This is a genomic window from Sphingomonas dokdonensis, assembly GCF_002197685.1.
Lineage (GTDB): Bacteria > Pseudomonadota > Alphaproteobacteria > Sphingomonadales > Sphingomonadaceae > Sphingomonas > Sphingomonas dokdonensis.
The window spans coordinates 1-19,265 of record NZ_NBBI01000003.1 but is presented as its reverse complement, the minus strand read 5'-3'; the positions used below and the strand labels follow the sequence as shown (position 1 = coordinate 19,265).

Annotated in this window: 21 protein-coding genes; 12 read left to right on the top strand and 9 right to left on the bottom strand. The window is 68.7% G+C overall.

From position 1 onward, the window contains the following. The first annotated feature begins 68 nt into the window (after nt 1-68). A complete protein-coding gene (locus SPDO_RS08505; RefSeq protein WP_088367077.1) occupies nt 69-437 on the top strand; it encodes a DUF6481 family protein in 369 nt (122 codons plus the stop codon). Then, nucleotides 434-1,105, top strand: a complete 672-nt coding sequence (locus SPDO_RS08500) for a spermidine synthase (protein WP_088367076.1) — start codon at nt 434-436, stop codon at nt 1,103-1,105. The genes SPDO_RS08505 and SPDO_RS08500 overlap by 4 nt, the downstream gene beginning before the upstream one ends. Nucleotides 1,106-1,171: 66 nt before the next feature. Here the strand turns inward: SPDO_RS08500 and SPDO_RS08495 are convergent, their stop codons facing one another. The 3 genes from SPDO_RS08495 to SPDO_RS08485 all read right to left on the bottom strand — a co-directional run bounded on the left by SPDO_RS08495 (nt 1,172) and on the right by SPDO_RS08485 (nt 4,367). Continuing rightward, entirely contained in the window at nt 1,172-2,407 is a 1,236-nt protein-coding gene (locus tag SPDO_RS08495; protein WP_088367075.1) for an acyl-CoA dehydrogenase family protein, read from the bottom strand. A gap of 45 nt (nt 2,408-2,452) precedes the next feature. Further along, entirely contained in the window at nt 2,453-3,694 is a 1,242-nt protein-coding gene (locus tag SPDO_RS08490) for an LLM class flavin-dependent oxidoreductase (RefSeq protein WP_088367074.1), read from the bottom strand. 211 nt (nt 3,695-3,905) lie between these two features. Continuing rightward, nucleotides 3,906-4,367: a hypothetical protein gene (locus tag SPDO_RS08485; protein ID WP_088367073.1), complete on the bottom strand. Its 462-nt coding sequence runs from the start codon at nt 4,365-4,367 to the stop codon at nt 3,906-3,908. Nucleotides 4,368-4,572: 205 nt separating this feature from the next. On the opposite strand from SPDO_RS08485, the gene SPDO_RS08480 reads away from it, so the two are divergent. The 6 genes from SPDO_RS08480 to SPDO_RS08455 all read left to right on the top strand — a co-directional run bounded on the left by SPDO_RS08480 (nt 4,573) and on the right by SPDO_RS08455 (nt 9,617). Beyond that, nucleotides 4,573-5,910 (top strand): ABC1 kinase family protein, encoded by a 1,338-nt coding sequence (locus tag SPDO_RS08480; RefSeq protein WP_088367072.1) that lies wholly within the window; start codon nt 4,573-4,575, stop codon nt 5,908-5,910. 66 nt (nt 5,911-5,976) lie between these two features. Next, entirely contained in the window at nt 5,977-6,393 is a 417-nt protein-coding gene (locus SPDO_RS08475) for a cupin domain-containing protein (protein WP_088367071.1), read from the top strand. Beyond that, nucleotides 6,390-7,352: an SDR family oxidoreductase gene (locus tag SPDO_RS08470; RefSeq protein ID WP_088367070.1), complete on the top strand. Its 963-nt coding sequence runs from the start codon at nt 6,390-6,392 to the stop codon at nt 7,350-7,352. Before SPDO_RS08475 ends, SPDO_RS08470 begins: the two co-directional genes overlap by 4 nt. Then, nucleotides 7,334-7,720, top strand: a complete 387-nt coding sequence (locus SPDO_RS08465; RefSeq protein WP_342746664.1) for a hypothetical protein — start codon at nt 7,334-7,336, stop codon at nt 7,718-7,720. Before SPDO_RS08470 ends, SPDO_RS08465 begins: the two co-directional genes overlap by 19 nt. Before the next feature lie 69 nt (nt 7,721-7,789). Continuing rightward, a complete protein-coding gene (locus tag SPDO_RS08460; RefSeq protein ID WP_245829321.1) occupies nt 7,790-8,662 on the top strand; it encodes a type 1 glutamine amidotransferase in 873 nt (290 codons plus the stop codon). Between the two features lie 67 nt (nt 8,663-8,729). Further along, on the top strand, nt 8,730-9,617 hold the full coding sequence (locus tag SPDO_RS08455) for a DMT family transporter (protein WP_088367069.1): 888 nt from the start codon (nt 8,730-8,732) through the stop codon (nt 9,615-9,617). Nucleotides 9,618-9,627: 10 nt separating this feature from the next. Here the strand turns inward: SPDO_RS08455 and SPDO_RS08450 are convergent, their stop codons facing one another. The 4 genes from SPDO_RS08450 to SPDO_RS08435 all read right to left on the bottom strand — a co-directional run bounded on the left by SPDO_RS08450 (nt 9,628) and on the right by SPDO_RS08435 (nt 13,878). Next, nucleotides 9,628-10,389, bottom strand: a complete 762-nt coding sequence (locus SPDO_RS08450) for a nucleotidyltransferase family protein (RefSeq protein WP_088367068.1) — start codon at nt 10,387-10,389, stop codon at nt 9,628-9,630. Further along, nucleotides 10,386-11,288 (bottom strand): hypothetical protein, encoded by a 903-nt coding sequence (locus tag SPDO_RS08445; protein ID WP_088367067.1) that lies wholly within the window; start codon nt 11,286-11,288, stop codon nt 10,386-10,388. The genes SPDO_RS08450 and SPDO_RS08445 overlap by 4 nt, the downstream gene beginning before the upstream one ends. Then, nucleotides 11,285-12,259, bottom strand: coding sequence for a diacylglycerol/lipid kinase family protein (locus SPDO_RS08440; protein WP_143559619.1), 975 nt, complete (start codon nt 12,257-12,259; stop codon nt 11,285-11,287). Before SPDO_RS08440 ends, SPDO_RS08445 begins: the two co-directional genes overlap by 4 nt. A gap of 323 nt (nt 12,260-12,582) precedes the next feature. After that, nucleotides 12,583-13,878 (bottom strand): lipopolysaccharide biosynthesis protein, encoded by a 1,296-nt coding sequence (locus SPDO_RS08435; protein ID WP_158212166.1) that lies wholly within the window; start codon nt 13,876-13,878, stop codon nt 12,583-12,585. Nucleotides 13,879-13,918: 40 nt separating this feature from the next. Between SPDO_RS08435 and SPDO_RS08430 the strand changes: the two genes are divergently transcribed. Both SPDO_RS08430 and SPDO_RS08425 read left to right on the top strand, forming a co-directional pair. Next, nucleotides 13,919-15,049, top strand: a complete 1,131-nt coding sequence (locus tag SPDO_RS08430; RefSeq protein ID WP_088367064.1) for a hypothetical protein — start codon at nt 13,919-13,921, stop codon at nt 15,047-15,049. Beyond that, entirely contained in the window at nt 15,046-16,191 is a 1,146-nt protein-coding gene (locus SPDO_RS08425) for a hypothetical protein (RefSeq protein ID WP_088367063.1), read from the top strand. Before SPDO_RS08430 ends, SPDO_RS08425 begins: the two co-directional genes overlap by 4 nt. Here SPDO_RS08425 and SPDO_RS08420 read toward each other — a convergent pair. Together SPDO_RS08420 and SPDO_RS08415 are read right to left on the bottom strand one after the other, a co-directional pair. Beyond that, nucleotides 16,188-16,880: an HAD family hydrolase gene (locus SPDO_RS08420; protein ID WP_088367062.1), complete on the bottom strand. Its 693-nt coding sequence runs from the start codon at nt 16,878-16,880 to the stop codon at nt 16,188-16,190. The two genes, SPDO_RS08425 and SPDO_RS08420, sit on opposite strands and share 4 nt — an antisense overlap. Nucleotides 16,881-16,937: 57 nt before the next feature. Beyond that, entirely contained in the window at nt 16,938-17,174 is a 237-nt protein-coding gene (locus SPDO_RS08415) for a DUF6894 family protein (RefSeq protein ID WP_088367061.1), read from the bottom strand. A 395-nt stretch (nt 17,175-17,569) separates the two neighbouring features. On the opposite strand from SPDO_RS08415, the gene SPDO_RS08410 reads away from it, so the two are divergent. Then, nucleotides 17,570-17,818 (top strand): hypothetical protein, encoded by a 249-nt coding sequence (locus SPDO_RS08410; RefSeq protein ID WP_088367060.1) that lies wholly within the window; start codon nt 17,570-17,572, stop codon nt 17,816-17,818. Between the two features lie 99 nt (nt 17,819-17,917). After that, entirely contained in the window at nt 17,918-18,898 is a 981-nt protein-coding gene (locus SPDO_RS08405) for an aldo/keto reductase (protein ID WP_088367059.1), read from the top strand. Nucleotides 18,899-19,265 lie beyond the last annotated feature (367 nt).

Below are 19,265 nucleotides of genomic sequence, written 5' to 3'. Positions count from 1 at the left end.
CCGGTCCAACAAGGCACTCTTGGTAATAATCCTTCCGCCGCCGCTATTTTCTGCTAACGAGCGCCGGCATGGCAGGAGCTAAAATACCCGATTTCGGCGAGCGCGCCTCCGCGTCTCGAGAAGCAAAGCAGCGCGCGCTGGACAAGCTGCGCGAGAAACCCGCGGTCGATCCCGAGGCGGCAGCCGCGCGCACCGCCGCGCTGGAGGCCAAGGAGGCCGCCGCCGCCGAGCGCCGCGCCACCCACCGTGCCGCGATCGAGAGCGAGAAGGCCGCCCGCGCCGAAGCCCGGGCAAAGGCCGAGGAAGAGGCTGCTGTCGAGGCGGAACGGATCGCCGCATCGCGCCGCGCCGCCCCGATCAAGGTGCCGACCCCCGCAGAGCTGAAGGCCGCACGCGACGCGCGCTACGCCGCACGCAAGGCCCGCCAGCGCGGGTGACCCCGCGTGAGCTGATCGGCACCGCGGAGGTGCCGGGCGGGCCGCCGCTGCGGCTGTTCCGCCGCGGCGCTGACTTCATGATCGTGCTCGACCGCAACGAGCTGATGAGCACGCGGATGAGCGGCTCGGAGGTGGCGCTCGGCACGATGACCTGTGCGCGACTCGCCGGCCGACCCGCGTCGCGTCTGCTGATCGGCGGCTACGGCATGGGCTTCACGCTGCGCGCCGTGCTGGAACGGCTCACGGCGGACGCGCAGGTGGTAGTGGCCGAGCTGGTGCCCGGCATCATCGAATGGGCGCGCGGCCCGATGGCTGAGATGACTGCGGGCTGTCTCGACGATCCGCGCGTCACGCTCGACATGGGCGATGTCGCCGACACCATTCGCCGCGCCGACTCAAGCTATGACGCGATCATGCTCGACGTGGACAACGGCCCCGACGGACTGACGCGCCCCGCGAATGACGGCATCTATGCGGCGCGCGGCTTGGCCGCCGCCTATCGCGCGCTGAAGCCCGGCGGCACGCTGGCGATCTGGTCCGCCGCGCCCGATCCCGTCTTTGCCAAACGTCTGGTAAAGGCCGGCTTTGCGGTGGAGGAGGAGCGGGTGCGCGCCCGCGATAACGGCAAGGGCGCGACCCACGTCATCTGGTTCGCCCGCCGCCCCTGAATGCGTCAACCAACTTACTGAAAGACACGGCGCAGGAAGGGCCGCTTGTGCGACCCTTCCCCTCGCTCAAAGCAGGTCGCCGCCGCAGGCCGACGCCGTCGTGCCTTCGCGCTCGAACGCCTTGATGACGTTGCGGCCGACCGTCCAGCGGTGCACCTCGTCCGGGCCGTCGACCAGCCGCTGCGAGCGGATGTGGGTGTACCAGGCGGCGAGCGGGGTATCGAGGCTGAAGCCCAACGCGCCGTGCAGCTGGATGGCGGTATCGACCACCTGATGCACCATGTTGGCCAGGAAGATCTTGGCGATCGAATTTTCCTGCCGGATGTCGTCGCCGCGCTCCGCCTTGTAGGCGATGTGGAGCAGCATCAGCCGCGCCTTGTAGATCTCCGCCGCGCAATCGGCGAGCATCCACTGAACACCTTGGCGCTCGGACAGTTTCTTGCCGAACGTCTCCCGCTGAACGACGTGGGCAGTGGCGAGATCGAGCGCGCGCTGCGCCATCGAAACATTGTGCATGCCGTGGCGTAGGCGGCCGTAGGCGAGGCGATGCTGGCCCATGTTGAAGCCATTTCCCTCGCCGCCGAGCAGGTCCTCCGCCGGCACGACGAGGTCCTTGATCTCGACCTCCGAATGGCCGCCGCCCAGTATCTCGGTCAGCGGGCCGTGCACCGCCATCGTCTCGATGTCGCGGACGATCCTGTAGCCCGGATTGGGCAGTTCGACGATAAAGGTCGAATAGCGCTGGTGGCGCGGCGCGTCGGGATCGGTCATCGCCATGACGAGCGCGATGTCGGCGACGCTGGCGGCGGACGAGAACCATTTCTCGCCGTTCAGCACGTAATTCTCGTTGCCGTCCTTCACCGCGCGGGTCTGCATGCCGGTCGCGTCGGCACCCGCCGCCTTCTCCGTCATCGAATAGCAGATGCGCTTCTCGCCGTTGAGCAGCGGCTTCAGATACTTCTCCTTCTGATGATCGGTGCCGTGCGCCAGCAGCGTCATCATCGTCGCATCATCGGGCCCTTGCGTGTTCATCGACAGCGCGCCGAGGTGGCTCTCGCCAAGTTCCATCTGAACGAGGGCGTTGGCGAGCGGGCCGAGGCCCATGCCGCCATATTCCTTGGGGATGAACGGGCACCACAGCCCCTGCGCACGCGCCTTGCCGCGCAGTTCATTGAGGACGGTCTTGTAATCCTCGCCATCGGTCAGCCGCTTTTCGGCTGGCTTGCATTCGTCCTGCACCCACTGGCGCACCTTGGCGCGTATCGCCTTTGCTTCTGCGGGAATTTCGAAATCGATCGACATGCGGCATCCTTTGTCGGGAGGTGGTGGTGGTCGCCGGATTGACGATCAGTTCTTCATCGCTTCCGCGGCCTTGTTGAGATCGGGCGCATTGGGCGATCGCATTGCGACGCCACCTTCCTGCCCCGCCTTGAGCGCCGCCGCCGCGCCCTCGTGCGACATGATCTTGGACAAGACCGCCTGGCCGGCGCGCTCGAACGATTCGCGATGATCCACCACATACTGGCGAGAGGTGCGATACCCCTCGAGTAGCCCGTGGATCTCGGGGATGACGTAGCGCGCGACGAGGTCCCAGCTTTTCAGCGTGTTGGCGCGGTTGGCCCAGTCATGTGCGAAGCCCAGCACCGTGCCGAAGCCGCCCGCCGATTCGGAGAGCTTGCGGATCGCGGCGACCAGATCGTCGGGGGTGCCGATTACCGCTGCGGCACCATCGGCGAAGGCCGTCTCGTCGACGGCATGATCGGGCGAGGTGAATTCCTTCGCGCCGGGCCGCATCAGCGTGCCGACGGTATATTCGTTGTGCCATTTCATCAGCCCGGCGCCGGCCTCGGCACGCGCCTGCTCGCGCGTTTCGGCGATGTGCCAGCTCATCAGCACGCGCCAATTATTGCGGCTCACCGTCTTGCCAGACTTCGCCGCCGCCTGCTCGGCAAAGCCCCATTGCGTTGGCAGCGCGGCGAGCCCTGCGTCCGAATTGGAGCCGATCGACAAGGCACCGATGCCGTATTTGCCCGCCAGCGTCATGCCCGAGGGACTGATCGACGAGGCAACGACGAACGGCATGTCCTCCTGCAACGGGAAGAGCTGCAGCCGCGCGTCGCGCAGTGTGAACCACTCGCTTTCGTGGGTGACGCGCTCACCGGCGAACAGCCGGCGAATCACGCCGATCGCCTCGTCCTGCCGGTCGCGCTGGGTCATTGGGTCGATGCCCAGCATGTAGGCGTCTGACGGCAAGGCGCCGGGGCCGGTGCCGAAGATCACCCGACCGCGCGTCATGTGGTCGAGCTGAACGATGCGCTGCGCGACGTTGAAGGGGTGGTGATAGGGCAGGGAGACGACGCCCGTGCCGAGCCGGATGCGCTGCGTCTGCTCGCCAACCGCCGCCAGGAACAGCTCGGGCGAGGCGATCGTCTCCCAGCCGGTCGAGTGGTGCTCGCCCACCCAGAATTCGTCGAAACCCAGCTCGTCCATATGCTTGGCGAGCGCGATGTCGCTGCGGAACTGGAGCATCGGATGCTCGCCGATCGGGTGGTGCGGCGCCAGGAACGCGCCGAATTTCAAACGAGCCATGATCAACCTCTCACGCGTCAAATCCGTGGACGCGCGACGGCGTGGCCCGGGCATCGGCCCGTTAGCGCGAGCGTAGCGGCATCCTCTCCCAAGGCGCCCCCGCGACGCCCCGATCTTGTTACGACCTGCTTGGCGCAGGCTCTAATCGACTTGACTTAGTTGATCAGCGGCTGCGGCCGTTTTGTCAAGGCAGCCCTGCGTTTCGTAAGGATTAGCGCAGCTTTTCTGCGCTCCCGCTGGCGAGCGCGTCCTTGATCTCCTGCACGCTGAGGCCGAGCACCGCCGCCAGGCTGTCGACGGAGGCGCCGCGGTCGGCGAGCGTGCGGATGCGGGCGGGGTCGACGACCATGGCGTAGCCGGTGGTGTCGCGCTCTTCGCGGACGATGTCCTTGCGGCCCGAGCCGCGGCGGCGCTGGGCGGCGGCGGTGTGGGGATCGCTTTGCGCGAGCTTCGCTTCGGCCTCGCGGCGTTCCTGGCGGATTCGCTCGCGTTCTGCCGCCCCCGCCTCGCGGGCCTTGGCGCGTGCCTCGAGTCGTTCCGCCATGCCGGTGTCGCGTGATTGCGCCCGATTCTCGCGCTCCCGGGCGCGGCGGGCGGCGCGTTCTTCCAGGCTGTCGTTGGTGCGAACCCGCACGTTGGAGAGGGGCGGGCCGCCCCAGCTTTTGTCTACCACTCAGCACCCATGATCGACCCGGCTGCCCCTTTTGACAGCTTTGCAGAGCGGCGGCCCGTTACAACGTGAGGGCCCTGTTTGCCAGCGCAGCGCGGCCGCGGAACTGGACGCTGCGGCCTGCGCTTGGATCACGATCGGCCATGACCGGCCTTGTTTGAAGGGGCGCCGGCCAGATGCGGTGCGGATGCCCGGTGAAAGGACGACCATGGCGGATGATGGACGCGGACGCGCGGTGCCGAGTGGGCGATTGTCGCGCTTCGGCCGCTTCGGGCGGCTGGCGGGCGGGGTCGCCAGCGGGGTGCTGGCGGAAGGGACGCGCCGCCTCGCCGCCGGCGAGCGTCCGCGGATGGGCGACCTGCTGCTGACCCCGGCCAATGCGTCGCGCGTGGCGGACCAGCTGGCGCATCTGCGCGGTGCGGCGATGAAGCTGGGGCAGATGATCTCGATGGATGCCGGCGACCTGTTGCCGCCCGAGCTGACGCAGATCCTGGCGCGGCTGCGCGACAATGCCCACCACATGCCGCCGGCGCAGCTGGAGCGGGTGCTCGCCGCGGAATGGGGTCGCGACTGGCGGCGGCGCTTTCGGCATTTTCAGGCGCACCCCATCGCCGCCGCCTCGATCGGGCAGGTGCACCGCGCCGAGCTGCCCGACGGGCGCGTGCTGGCGATCAAGGTGCAATATCCCGGCGTCGCGAGCAGCATCGATGCCGATGTCGACAATGTGGCGACCCTGCTGCGGGTTTCCGGACTGCTGCCGCGCGAGATCGACATCGCGCCGTTGCTGGCGGAGGCGAAGCAGCAGCTGCGCGACGAGGCCGATTATGTACGCGAGGCCGCGATGCTGGAGCGGTATCGCGCGCTGATCGGCGATGACCCGGCCTATGTCGTGCCCACCGGGGTGCCGGAACTCAGCACGCGGCAGGTGCTGGCGATGGAATATGTCGCAGGCGCCCCGATCGAAAGCCTGGAGGGCGCGGACGAGGCGGTGCGCGACAAGGCGGCGGGGGCGCTCGTGTCGCTGGTGCTGCGCGAATTGTTCGACTGGGGGCTGATGCAGACCGACCCCAATTTCGGCAATTATCGCTGGCAGGCCGAGACGGGAAAGCTGGTGCTGCTCGATTTCGGCGCGGCGCGGACGGTCGAGCCGGCGACGCAGGCGGGGTACCACCGGCTGCTGATGACCGCGCTGGACGATGATCGGCAGGCGGTGCGCGAGGCGGCGATTGCGGCAGGCTTTCTGGGGCCGGCGGCGGCCGAGCGGCACCGCGACATCGTGGATCGCATGATCGACATCATCGTGGCGGAGCTGCACCGCGCCGGGCCGTTCGACTTCGGCGATCGCGGCTTCGTGACGGTGGTGCGCGAGGAGGCGATCCCGATGGCGCGCGATCGCGACACCTGGCACGTCCCGCCGGTCGACACGCTGTTCGTGCAGCGCAAGGTGAGCGGCACCGCGCTGCTATGCGCGCGGCTGAAGGCGCGGGTGGACCTGCGCGGCATGATCGAGGCACATCGCGACGCCTTTCCGGCTGCCCAAAGGTGAAAGCCGAGGGAACGGCGCGGCGCGGCGTTCGTCCTTAGCCCCACGCAAGCAAAGGATTTTTTCCCCGTGGCGATCTTCAACAAGGACATGGTCGATCTGGCGACCAAGAACACGCTTTGGCAGAAGGAAGTGTATCGCGATCGCAAGATCCAGATCGTGCTGATGAGCATTCCGGCCGGCGAGGAGATCGGGATGGAGACGCACCCCGCGGACCAGACCACCTTCATCGTCAGTGGCGAGGCGCAGGTGGTGATCGACGGCCATTCGACCAAGGCCGGCTCGAACCACATGGTGGTGGTGCCCAAGGGGTCGGAGCACAACGTCGTCAACAAGGGCAAGGGCGAGCTGAAGCTCTTCTCCGTTTATGCCCCGCCCGCCGAACCCGAGGGCGCGGCGTTCAAGACCAAGGAAGAGGCCGAGGAGGCCGAGAAGGGCCTGCTCGCCAAGGCGACCGACAAGGTGAAAGAGGCGATCGGCAAGTGAGCCGCGCCGAGCGCATCGTCATCACCGGCGCGTCGAGCGGGATCGGCGCGGCGACGGCGATCGAATTTGCGCGCCGCGGCGCCGTGCTGGTGCTGGCGGCGCGCGGCGAGGCGGGGCTGAAGGATATCGCCACGCGGTGCCGGGCGGCGGGCGGACAGGCGCATATCCATGTGGTCGACACCACCGATGCCGGCGCCGTCGCGCGGTTGGCCGAAGTGGCGGTTGCGACGCTTGGCGGGATTGACCTGTGGTTCAGCTGTGTCGGCGTCGGCGTGCTCGGCCGCTACGAGGATGTGCCGATCGCCGATCATGCCCGCGTGATCGACGCCAATCTCGTCAGCCATATGAACGACGTGCATGCGGTGCTGCCGATCTTCCTGGCGCAGGATCGCGGCACCTGGGTGAACATGATTTCGGTCGGCGGGTTCGTCGCCACGCCCTATGCGGCGGCCTATTCGGCCAGCAAGTTCGGCTTGCGTGGCTTCAGCGAGGCGATCCGCGGCGAGCTTTCCAAGAAGCCGCACATCCATGTGTGCGACGTCTATCCGACCTTTGTGGATACGCCTGGGATCGACCATGCCGGCAATTACACCGGCGCGCGGCTGACGCTACCGCCCGGCGCGCTGGCGCCGGAGACGGTGGCGAAAGCCGTGGTGCGGCTGGCCAAGCGGCCGCGCAACACGACGGTGGTCGGCGCACCGGCCATTGCGCTGAAGCTCGGGCAGCTGGCGGTGCCCAATCTGTCGGCGGCGATCATGAGCGGCTTTCTCGACCATTGGGTGCGCAAGGCGCCAGCGGGCGAGGACAATGATGGCGCGCTGTTCGATCCGCCGGAGACCGCAAGCGGCCCGGACGGCGGTCGGCGACGCCCCGATCAGCGGCGCAAGGCTGGCGCGGCGGTTGGCGCTGCTGCGGTCGCGGCGGGTGTCGCAGCCTTCATGTGGCAGCGCAGGCGCTGAGCGAGCCGCTGGTGACGCCCGACGGGCGCTACATCATCGTGCGCGGGCGATTGTGGCGACGGGCCAATCCGGCGTTGGCGGAGGCGGAGCGGCAGGCGCACGTCGACGCGCTCATGGCGGCGCGGCGTGCCGTCCGCACCGCGCTGCAGACGGGCGACGCGGCGGCGTTGAAGGCTGCCCGCGCGCAGGTCGACGCGGCCAAGCGCGCGCTGGGCGAGCGCGGGCCGCTGTGGTGGACCGACGGGGCACCGGACGAGAACCGGCGGCTGGCGCGCAACAGCTCCTATGCCGGCTGGTTCGCGACGCTCGACGCCGACGCAGCGCGGCCGACCGGCTGCGACACCGAGGGGCCGCCCGTGCAGCCTTGAGGACGACCAATCAGCGCCCGGTCGAGGCTGGACGCTTCCTTACCGTATTTGCACAAAGAGGATCGCGCCGTGAGCCGCAAGACGTTGACGTTCCTGATCGCGGAGAGCGAACCGCCGGAGGCGCGCGACACGCGCCGCGACTCGGTCGGCCAAAGCTCGGGCGAAACCTATCAGTCGGTGCTGCGGCACATCGTGCCCGACGCGCAGCTGGTGCGGATCAAGCCGGTCGATGACGGTGACGATGCCATGGATCGCGGCGCGATCGAGGCGGCCGATGCGGTGATCCTGACGGGCTCGCCGCTCCACCTCCATAAGGAATCGGCCGAGGGGAATCGCGTGATCGACTTCATGCGCGCGGTGTTCGCGGCAGGCACGCCGAGCTTCGGCTCGTGTGCCGGGCTTCAGGTGGCGGCTGTGGCGGCGGGCGGCACGGTGCGGGCGATGGAGGCGCGGCGCGAGGCGGGCTTTGCGCGGCGGCTGTACGCAACCGACGCCGGCCGGTCGCATCCGCTATTGGATGGCCGCCCGCCGGTGTTCGACGCGCCCGCAATCCACACCGACGAGGTCGAGACGCTGCCGAATGGCGCGACGCTGTTGTGCACCAACGCCACCACCAAGGTGCAGGCGGCGGAGATCCGGCACGGCGCCGGCGTGTTCTGGGGCGTGCAATATCATCCCGAGATCAGCCTGTTCGAGGTGGCCGCGGCGCTACGGCGGCAGGCGGACGACCTGATCGAGCATGACCTGGCGCGCGACGAACAGGCGGTGGAAAGCCACGCCGCGCTGATCGAGGCGTTGCATCATGCGCCCGAGCGGCGCGACCTGGCATGGCGGCTGGGGCTGGACGACGAAGTGGTGGTGCCCGAGCGGCGCACCGCCGAGATCCGCAACTTCATCGAGCATCTGGTGAAACCGACCTGTTCGGCGCGCGGACGCGCGTAAGGCGCCGATCGGCGGCGGGCACGGTCGCCGCTGGTATCCTGCCGCCGGCTCTGCCAACGGTGGCGGTATGAAGGTGCGCGACTTTCTGCTGCTGGTGCTGATCTGCCTCGTCTGGGGCTATAGCAACGTGCTGAGCAAGATCGTGGTCGGCACCTGGGGCGTGCCGCCGCTGTTCTTCGCCGCGGTACGTTTCCTGGTGGTGATCGCCGCGACGGTCCCCTGGCTGCTGCCGATGCCGCGTCCGCGCTGGCGCATCCTTGTGATCGGGCTGTTGATGGGGGCGGGCAATTTCGCGTTACTGTTCATCGGATTGCAGAGCGCCAGCCCGTCGGCGGCGGCGATCGTGATCCAGATCGGCGTGCCGTTCACCACCTTCCTGTCGATCGTCATGCTGGGGGAGCGGATCCACTGGCGGCGTGGCCTCGGCATCGCGCTGACGCTGGCGGGGGTGCTGCTGGTGGTGTGGAACCCCGAGGGCGTGGCGCTGTCTGCGGGGCTGTGGTTCGTGGTCGGCGCGGCGTTCACCGGATCGCTCGGCGCGGTGCTGATGAAGCAGGTGGAGGATGTGGCGCCCTTACGCTTTCAGGCGTGGGTGGGGCTGGTCTCGTTCCTGCCGCTGGCGCTGGCGACCGCGCTGTTCGAGCAGGGGCAATGGAGCAGCGCGGCGGCGGTCGGATGGCCGTTCGTGGCGGCGGTGCTGTTTGCCGCGCTCGTCGTTTCGGTGGTGGGGCATACCAGCTATTACGGGCTGATCCGCCGCTACGAGGCGAACCTGCTGGCGCCGCTGACGCTGATGACGCCGCTGTTCACCATCGCGTTCGGGGTGATGCTGACCGGCGACCGGCTGGACATGCGGATGGTAGCGGGCGCGATGCTGGCACTGGCGGGCGTGCTGGTGGTGGCGCTGCGATCGCGGCCGCAGAGCCCGATCCTGGCGGAGCGCGAGCAGGCCTGAGGCGCGGACGCTACGTCCCGGCGAGATGCGCGCGGACGAAATCGAGGTCGGTGGGTTTGTCGACGTCCACCGCGGCGAGGCCGTCGCGGCATTCCACCACCGCGGCGACGACGCCGGCGCGGCGGCCGAGCGCGGCGATCGCCTCGGCGAGCGAGAGCCGGCCAAGGAGGTAGCGCAGCAGCAGCCCGGGGCCGAGCCGGCCGACGATGCGCCACGGCCGCTTGCGATCGCGCTCCACCGCTTGCCACAGGCGCACGGCGGCCTCGGCCTTGGGCGTGGCGAGCAGGAACAGGTTGCAGCCCGACCAGTCGCCGTCGGCGAAGCGCAGATAGGTGCGGCGCGAGCCGGGCGCGGCGCGCTCGACCGATTCGCGGCGGGCGAGGAGGACGGCGACGTCCGCGCCGGGCGGCACCTCGGCCACGAAATCGCGGATCCAGGCTGGTCGGAGCAGGGCATGATCACCGGTGGTGACGAGCAGGGGCGCGCCGAGCGTGGCGAGCGCCGCGCCGGTGCTTGCGCTGGGGCCGGCGGCGGCGGGGAGCATCCGGGCGTCGTTTGCCGCGGCTTCGGTTGCAACGGCGGGAGCGTTCGCCGCGACGGCGATGTCGCCGACGTCTGCGGCGCGCAGGGCATGGATCACGCGCGCCAGCATGGTCTGCCCGTCGAAGTCGATCAGCGCCTTGTCGGCAATACCGGCATAAGCGGCGACCGGGTCGGTGCCGCCGCGCGATCCGGCGAGCACGACGGCCGCCGGCATTGAGTTTGCCGTCATCGCAGTGCCGTGTGCCGCCAAAGCTGCCACAGCACGCCGGGGGCTGCCATGATCGGGTGCCGCTCGCGGAACGGCGTCACCAGCACCTGCAGGCCGGTATGCCGCTCGATCTTCCACGCGGCGTAGCGGGTGGCGCCGTCGAAGGTGAAGGCGGCCTTCATCAACCGCGCGAGGTTCAGCCGCTTGCCGGCGCGCTCCAGCCGCAGCCAGGCACCGGCCAGCGCGGCGATGCGCGGCTCGGGCAGGTGGGCGGAGAGGGTGTCGCCGTGCTGGTCGAACGCGACGCCGGCCGCGCGCCAGGCGAGGGTGAGCAAGGTGCGGTAGCGCGCCCGGTCGTAGCCGAGGATCTGATCCTCGCGCCCCGGTGCCTCGACGCGCAGCTCGGCCGCGTAGGTGGCGCGAAACAGCGCGCGCCAGAAATCGAGCGCGTCGCCCGCCGCCGGCCCGTGCAGCGCGGCGAAGCGCGACGCGGTCATCGCGGCCTCCGCCACCGCGTCGATCGTGCGGCGGCTGAAATCCGCATCCTGGCTCCAGACGAGCGCGGCGGGCTGAACGAAGCGCGCCCAGATGGTGGTGTCGATCGTGTCGCCCTGCGCGGCGCGCGCAAAGGTATCGAGCGGCATGGCGGCGACCTTGGCGCGGATCACCTGTCCGCCGACGCTCACTTCATGATAGCTGACGTCGGGCCACAACAGGCGACCGATGGCGGTGCGCGAACGGCCCTCGCGCAGCACGTAGAAATCGAGCAGGCCGTCGAGGTCGCCCGTGCGCAGCACCGAGCCGTAGAACAATGCGGCGCTGCCGCCCAGGCGCTCCGCGATCAGGCGGCCCGCCTGCGCGACCTCGGGCAGCACCGGCCGCTGCAGCTCGGTGGCAAGGAAATCGGTGAGCGCGGTCATGGCGTCACGAACCGGATCGGCGCGCCGGTGCGCACGTCGATGGTGCCGCCGGGGAACAGCTCGCCGTCGAGGATGAAGCCGCGTTCCAGCTTCAGCTGCACCGGCGGCACGGCATGGGCATGGTGATACCCCTTCCGCTCCAGCCAGCCGCCCTCGCGACCGGCGACGATCGCCGCCGCGGCGACGGGCAGCATGCGCGGGGGTGCCTCGACGGCCAGCACATCGAGGCCAGTGCTGGTGGTGCCGAGCGGCTTGATCCCCAGCGGCATCTTGTGAAGCGTGGAGGCGAGCAGCAGGTAAAGGTCGCGCACCTTGGTCTCGCCGGTGCTGTAGTCGAGGATCTCGACCTTTTCGCCCACGCGCCAGCGGTTGGCGTGGCTGCCGAAACAGGTTTGCGCCACCGCGCCGACCAGCGACAGGCCGACCGCCAAGCCGTCGATCGCGCCGAGGCGATGCGTGCCCTGCGCCAGCTCGGTCGCCATCACGAAGCCGCCGACGCCGAAGATGAAGCCGCACAGCGGCTCCTCGGCATCGCGGCGGATCTCGATCGGCGAGCGGGTCTGGATGCGTCCCTCGGCATGCGCAGTCATCGCGTCCTGCAAGGTCCAGCCGACGGGAATGCCGAGGTCGAGCGCCAGCGCGTTGGTCTTGCCCGAGGGCAGCAGCGCGAGCGGCGGCAGGTCATCGCCATAGATGCCCGCCGCGGCGCTCAGCACATCGCGCACCGTGCCGTCACCGCCGTCGATCACCAGCAGCTCGAGCTTCTGCTCGGCAAAGGAGCGCAGCGTGGCGACGAGCTGGTCGTTGGTGGTCGGCGCCGCCGCGAGCACGCCGGGGCCGATCTTGCGCTCCAGATCGACGGTCCAGTTGCGGCGGCTGCGCGGGTTGCTGATGATCCCCGCCCGGGCCGCCCCGCGCGCAAAGCGGAAGGTGGCATTGGGCGTGGCGGCAAGCGGCTTGCGATCCAGCATCGTGATCAGATCCGCGCGCGGCCCACTTTTGGGTGGAACGGCGTCGCCGGTCGGAAAGGGCACTTTCACGGAAATCTGACGTCCTCACAGATGCAAAGCGAAAGGGTTTGATAATCGTCGGCTAGAGCGTTGCCTGCGCAAATGGGCGCAAATGCGGCAGTTCCCGAGCGGAAGTGGAAACTTGTTCTTCTTTCCGGCGTGTTCTCGAACCAAGTGACGGCATCGTTCTTCCCGTTTGCGGCGAGAAGGGGGCGATCTGTCAGCTTGGTAGGTTGCCACGGGCGGCGGCGAATTCAAGGTGGTCGGCCGGGGAGGCCCTTCTCTCACCGCCGGCTCAGGACATAGGCGCCGTGCATCAGCGCGACGAGCGCCACCGCGGAGGCGGCGAGCGAGGCGATGCCGGCGCCGATCGTGCCGAGCGACGGCATCAGCGCGAAGATCAGCGCGAAAAGCACGGCAACGGACGCGACGCGGATGCGTAGCGCGCGTGCCGCATGGCCGGTGCCGAGCAGCACGGGCTCGAAGCCCACGGCCATGATGTCCAGCCCGGCAGCGAGGCCGAGCAGCACGAGCACGGGGAACGCGCCGAGATAGGCCGCGCCGGCGATGAGGTGCAGCGCCGGCCTGCCCAGGAGCGGCACCAGCAGGCAGGTGGCGAAACCGACGCCCAGCGCGAGCTTCGCCGACTGGCGCACCAGCCGACGCAGTTCGCCCGGCCGCTGCCCGGCGTGGGCGCGCGTCACTTCCGGAAAGACGCCGCGTGCGAACAGATCGGCAAGGCGGACCAAGGATTGGCTGAGCTGATAGGCGAGCCGGTAATTGCCCGCCGCCGCGGCGCCGGTGAGCAGCCCGACGAGCACGACCGCGAATTGCCGGCTGGCGGCGTTTAGCGTCGAATTGACGTTGGTGACGAAGGCGAAGTGCCAGATGCCGAGGTTCTCGGCGGGTGTCGCTGAAACTCCGCGCCAACGACCGAGCGCGTGCGGGGCGACGCGCGCGGCGCTGATCCAATAGCCGAGCGCGGTCAGCACTTCGGCCGCCGCCCAGGCGATCAGGAACCCGGTGAGCGTGGCGCCCTGCCACACCGCGACGATCGCGCCGACGAACCGGCTGATCGAGGTGACCGAATCGGCGGCGGCGCCCACGGCGAAGCGATCGTGCAGGCGCAAGATGCCGACGGCTGTGGAGCGCACCGACAGGAGCAGGATCACGGCAAAGCCGAACGCCTGCCACGCCAGCGCGGCGGACCAGCCGAAATGCGCCTGCATCAGCCACAAGGCGACGGCCGCAATGGCGATGCCGAGCAGCGCGCCGCCAATGTCGAGCGCGAGGCAGAAGCGGATCAGGCGCGAGAGCGCGCCGGCATCACCGCTTTCGCGGTGCGCCATGCCGAAGCGCACCACGATCTGCCACGTCTGAAAGGCGACCAGCGCGGCCACTGCCTGCGCCGTGCTGAGGATCAGGGTGAAGGTGCCAAACGTCTCGACGCCCAGCGAGCGCGTGGCGAGCGCGAGATAGACGATGCTGAGCACGGCGCCGAGGCCCTTGCCGGTCAGCAGCCAGCCGACGTTGCGCAGCGCGCGCCGGAACGGAGATATTGGTTCGGGGGGGGACGTCAACGGCTGTCTTCCAATCGCCACCGCGCTATGGGGCACGCGGATGCGCATCGCTTTCCTCTATATCGCAGAAGCCTATCAGTGCTACCACGGCGCGGCCATCGCGCTGGAGCTCGCCCGTCGTACCGACTGGACGATCGTCAACCATTATAACGATCCCGAGACGCCGCACCATCTGGCGCGGATCGCGGCGGCGTGGGGTGGGCCGGCGATCGAGGAGCGGCCACTGCGCAAATCGTGGCTGACGCGCACGGCGCAGCAGCGGCTGCGGCGGCTGGGCATGTTCAAGGACATGGTGATGCGCGACAACATCGCCGAGCTGAACGGCTATGACGCGATCTTCGCGGTGGAGAATACCGCGGCGGCGTTGCGCCGGCTGGGGGCGGATCTTCCCCGGCTGATCTACAGCCCGCATGGCTTCGGCGACCGGGCGCGCGGCTTCATTCCGCGCATTGCGACGTTCGATCTGGTGCTGCTCGCCGGCGAGAAGACGGCGGCGCGGATGCTGGCCGAGGGCTTGGTCCGAGAGGGCGGCTATGCGCTGACCGGATCGGTGAAGCTCGACACCGCGGCGCGCATCGCCAAGGCGAACCGGCTACCCTTTGCGCGCGAGCAGCGCACCGTGCTCTACAATCCGCACAAGGAGCCCAAGCTCACCTCCTGGTACAAATTCATCGAGCCGATGCTCGCGGGGTTCGCCGCCGAGCCGGGGATGAACCTTGTCGTCGCGCCACATGTGAAGCTGTTCCGCCGCCGCACGGAGGCGGTGCGTGACGCGTGGCGCGCGCGCTCGACGGCGAACGTGCTGGTCGATCCCGGCTCCGATCGCTCGGTCGACATGAGCTATGCGGTGGCGGCGGACATCTATGTCGGTGATGTCAGCAGCCAGGTGTATGAATTCCTTGCCCAGCCGCGGCCGTGCGTGTTCCTGAACGCGCATCGCATCGACTGGCGTGATGATCCGAGCTTTGCGCATTGGCATCTGGGCGATGTGGTGGACGATCCGGCGGACCTGATGGCGGCGATCCGCGCCGCGCCCGAGCGGCATGCGCTGTACCGCGAGCGGCAGGAGGCGCTGGCGAAGGCGAGCCTCGGCGATACCTCGCCGGGCGCGGCGGGCCGGGCAGCCGAGGCGGTGATCGCCTTCATGGAAGGCCGGCGGGCGGCGGCATGAAGGTCGGGTTTCTCTTCAATCACGACGCGCTGCATCAGATCCGCCACACCGCGCCGGTGATCGCGGCACTGCTGCGCTACCGCCAAGTCGAGGTGGTGGTGCTTACGTCCTCGGCGGCGCAGGAGGGGGAGGTGCGCCGGCTGCTCGGCGCAGCGGCGGGGCAGGTGCGGTTCGTCTCCTTGACGGTGGGGCGGGTTGCGGCGGCGCTCGACCGGGTGGTTCGCCATGTCGCCCCGTTTCGCCGGATCGCGACGTTGCGCGAGAATCTGCCGGCTTTCGCGGCGCTGGATGTGCTGGTTGTGCCCGAGACGACGTCGCTGCTGCTGCGCGATCGCTTCGGGCTCGATCGGCTCAAATACGTGTGGATTCCGCATGGGGCGGGGGATCGCTCGGTCGGCTTTCGCGACGTGATGCGCGGGTTCGACCTGGTGCTGCTGTCGGGCGCGAAGGTGCGAGACCGGATGCTGGCAGGCGGGCTGATCACCCCCGACAATCACGTGGTGGTCGGTTATCCCAAGTTCGACACGATCGACGATGCGCTGCCCGCGCGCTTGTTCGACAACGATCGGCCGGTGGTGCTGTACAACCCGCATTTCGATCCGTTGCTCTCCTCCTGGTACGCGATGGGTGAGGCGGTGATCGCCTGGTTCGCCGGGCAGCGCGATTTCAACCTTGTGGTCGCGCCGCATGTGATGCTGGCGCAGCGGCGGATGCATGCCTCGGTCGAGCATCGCGTGGTCCGTTGGCGGCGCGATGTGGCCGAGCGCTTTCGTGATCTCCCGCATATCCGCGTCGACATGGGGAGCGAGGCGTCGGTCGACATGACCTATACCCGCGCGGCGGACATCTATTTGGGCGATGCCAGTAGCCAGATTTACGAATGGATCGTGCGGCCGCGCCCGGCGATCTTCCTGAACGCGAGCGGCGCGGATTGGGTGGGGAACCCGGATTTCACGCATTGGCGGCTGGGCGAGGTGATCGACAGCGTCGATGCGCTGCCCGGCGCGCTCGACCGCGCGGTGGAGAGCCCCGACCGCTACCGCGCGGCGCAGGAGGCGGCGTTCGCGGCGACCTTCTCGCGTGACGAGGAGCCGGCATCGGTGCGCGCGGCGGCGGCGATCGTCGCGCGGTTCGGCGCCTAGCCGACGCCCCAGTCGACCATTGGCCAGCCGCGGGCGGCTGCGAGGTCGCGCAGCTTGCGGTGCGGGTTCACCGCCACTGGCTCGTCCACCCAGTCGAACGTCGGGCGATCGGTGACGTGATCGGAATAGAAGCGGATGTGCGTGGTGGCGCGGTCCAGCCCGGCGCGCGCCAGCCAGGCAGCGATCATCACCTGTTTGGCGGCGGCATAGCAGTTCGGCCCGTCAAGCTGCGGCAGGATCGCGCCGGCCGCGCTGCGCTCAGCCTCCGTCGCGACGAGATCGGTGATCCCCAGCTGCGCGGCGATCGACGCGGCGTAGAAACGGTGGGCGGCGGAGGCGATCAGGATACGGCGGCCTTCCTGCCGGTCCGCCGCCAGTTGCGCACGGGCGCCGGGGCGGATGTGATGCTGCGCGATCCAGCGGGCAAAGGCGTCGGCCACCTCGGCCATGCGCTGCGGCGGCACGGCGGGGCCGAGCATCAGGCGATGCATCCGCTCCTTCAGCCGGTCACGGTCCAGCAGCCGCAGCGCGCGCGCCGCCGCCGGGCCGAGCAAAGCCGGCGCGAGCGCGAGGCGGGCGGGCTGCAGCCGGCGCGCGGCGAACAGCAGAAACGGCGTCCAGGTCGGCAGGCTGGTGATCGTGCGATCGAGATCATAGATCGCCAGCAGCGTCTTGGGAGCGTCGGTCATCGCGGCGCCCGTGCATCGGGTCGGCGGCCGGTGTCAAAGACCCTCGTCGGCCGCGGCTCAGGAGATTTGCAGCGCGACTTCGCTCAGCAGCAGCCGCGCGATCGGCTGATCGCCCACCTCCACGTCCATGGCACCCCCGATCGCCCGCTGCCCGCGGCGAACGGGATGGCGGATCAACGTCCGCGCGTAGCGCTGGGCCTGCGCCATCGCGGCGTTCAGATCCGGCAGCTCGATGTGCTGGGCCCGATGGGCGACATTGTCAGGGGTGCGGACGCGAAAGACATAGGTTGGCATGCGACGTACAAAGCTCGAACCGGCAACGCGTTGCGCCCGGCAACAAAATATGACGGCGGCGCATCATCGGGCCGCTAAACCATTGTAATCGCCCGCCGCCAACCCACATCGCGGTTAGTGTTCAACAACAGAAAGGAGGTGGTCGAATGTCTCATTGTCTCACGCCGCTCGCGGCAAGTCTGATGGGTGTGACCGCCGACGCGGGGGTTCTCGCCTGACGATCGCCACGAATGGCTGACAATGGAAAGGCCGTGCCCGCAAGGGTGCGGCCTTTCGCTTTTTGGCGGCAACAGCTCGATGCGCCGCGCATTCATCCGCTCGCGTCGGAACACGCCGCGGCCCGCCTCGTTGCTGTGGGGCGGAGACCGGCCTCGGCCGTACGCTGGAGAGAAAACATGACCGACAAGCAACCAACGCAGGCGGACGGCGCCGACGCGCCGATGCATGGTGACAAGCCGCGCGACGATATCGCGAGCAACCCCGCGGGCAGCGGCGAGAGCCAGGGCGGCGCTTATCCCAATCCCCATACCGGCAAGAAGGGCGGCGACTTCGATGGCGGCCAGTCCAAGCGCGCCTATCACGGCACCGGGCAACTGGGCGAGGAGAAGACCGGCGAGCAGCCGAACGCCGGATCGACCGAGTAGCACGGCGAATAGCAGGCCAGCGACGACCGCCAGCAAGGAAGGTTCCGCGGGCGAACGATCGGAACGGTAAACGGTGTTGTGCGATCAAGGGAGCGGCGAATGGATTATGTGAAGCTCGGCTCGACCGGCCTCGACATCTCGCGGCTCTGCCTCGGTTGCATGACCTATGGCGACCCGGCGCGCGGCAATCACGAATGGACGCTGAGCGAGGAACAGAGCCGACCGCTGCTGCGCCAGGCGATCGAGGCCGGCATCACGTTCTTCGATACCGCCAACGTCTATTCGGACGGCAGCTCGGAGGAGATCGTGGGCCGCGCGCTGAAGGAGTTCGCGCGCCGCGACGAGGTGGTGATCGCCACCAAGGTCCACGGGCGCATGCGGCCGGGGCCCAATGGCGCGGGGCTCAGCCGCAAGGCGATCATGCACGAGATCGACGCCAGCCTGACGCGGCTGGGGACCGACTATGTCGATCTCTACCAGATCCATCGCTTCGACCATGACACGCCGATCGAGGAGACGCTGGAGGCGCTCCACGACGTCGTGAAGGCGGGCAAGGCCAGGTATATCGGCGCGTCCTCGATGTACGCTTGGCAATTTGCGACCATGCTGCATGTGGCCGAAGCGAACGGCTGGACGCGCTTCGTCTCGATGCAGAATTACCTCAATCTCCTATACCGCGAGGAAGAGCGCGAGATGCTGCCGCTCTGCGAGGCGGAAGGGATCGGCGTGATCCCGTGGAGCCCGCTGGCGCGTGGCCGGCTGACGCGCGACTGGGATACAACCACCGAGCGATCGCAGACCGACAAGTTCGGTCGCACGCTTTATGCCCGCACCGCCGATGCGGACCGCAAGGTGGTGGAGGCGGTCGCCGCCGTGGCGGCAGAGCGCGGTGTGCCGCGCGCGCAGATAGCGCTCGCCTGGGTGTTGGCGCAGCCGGTCGTCTCGGCGCCGATCGTCGGCGCGTCGAAGCAGGGGCATCTGGCGGATGCGATTGCAGCGCTCGACATCGTGCTCAGCGACGCGGAGGTACGCCGGCTGGAAAACGCCTATGTTCCGCACGGCGTGGTCGGCTTCCAGTAAGTAGCGCCCGTCGCGCCATCCCGGGCCGATTCGAGCAATCGAAAAGGTCAACATGCCCAGAGAATCGGACGCGTGGTTGCAGTGTGCGGCCGGCTTGCGCGCCGATTCGCCGTAGCCGTGGCCCGGCAAGACCGCGCCGACATGCTGCCGAAGACTCGGCTAAGTACCTGATCCTTCTTGGTGTTTTGCGGTTTTTTGCGCGGTTGTGCAAAAAAGCCGTTGACCGGTGGGAACCCTTTCCCTAGATGGGTGTCACCGCAGCGGTGGCCCGGACGGGTCGCCGCGGTGGTTTAGCGAAAGCTTAGGCGCCGAGATCGCCCCACGAAAGAGGGGTTGGTTGTGGCGTCGGTTTTTGTCGCTCTTTGAC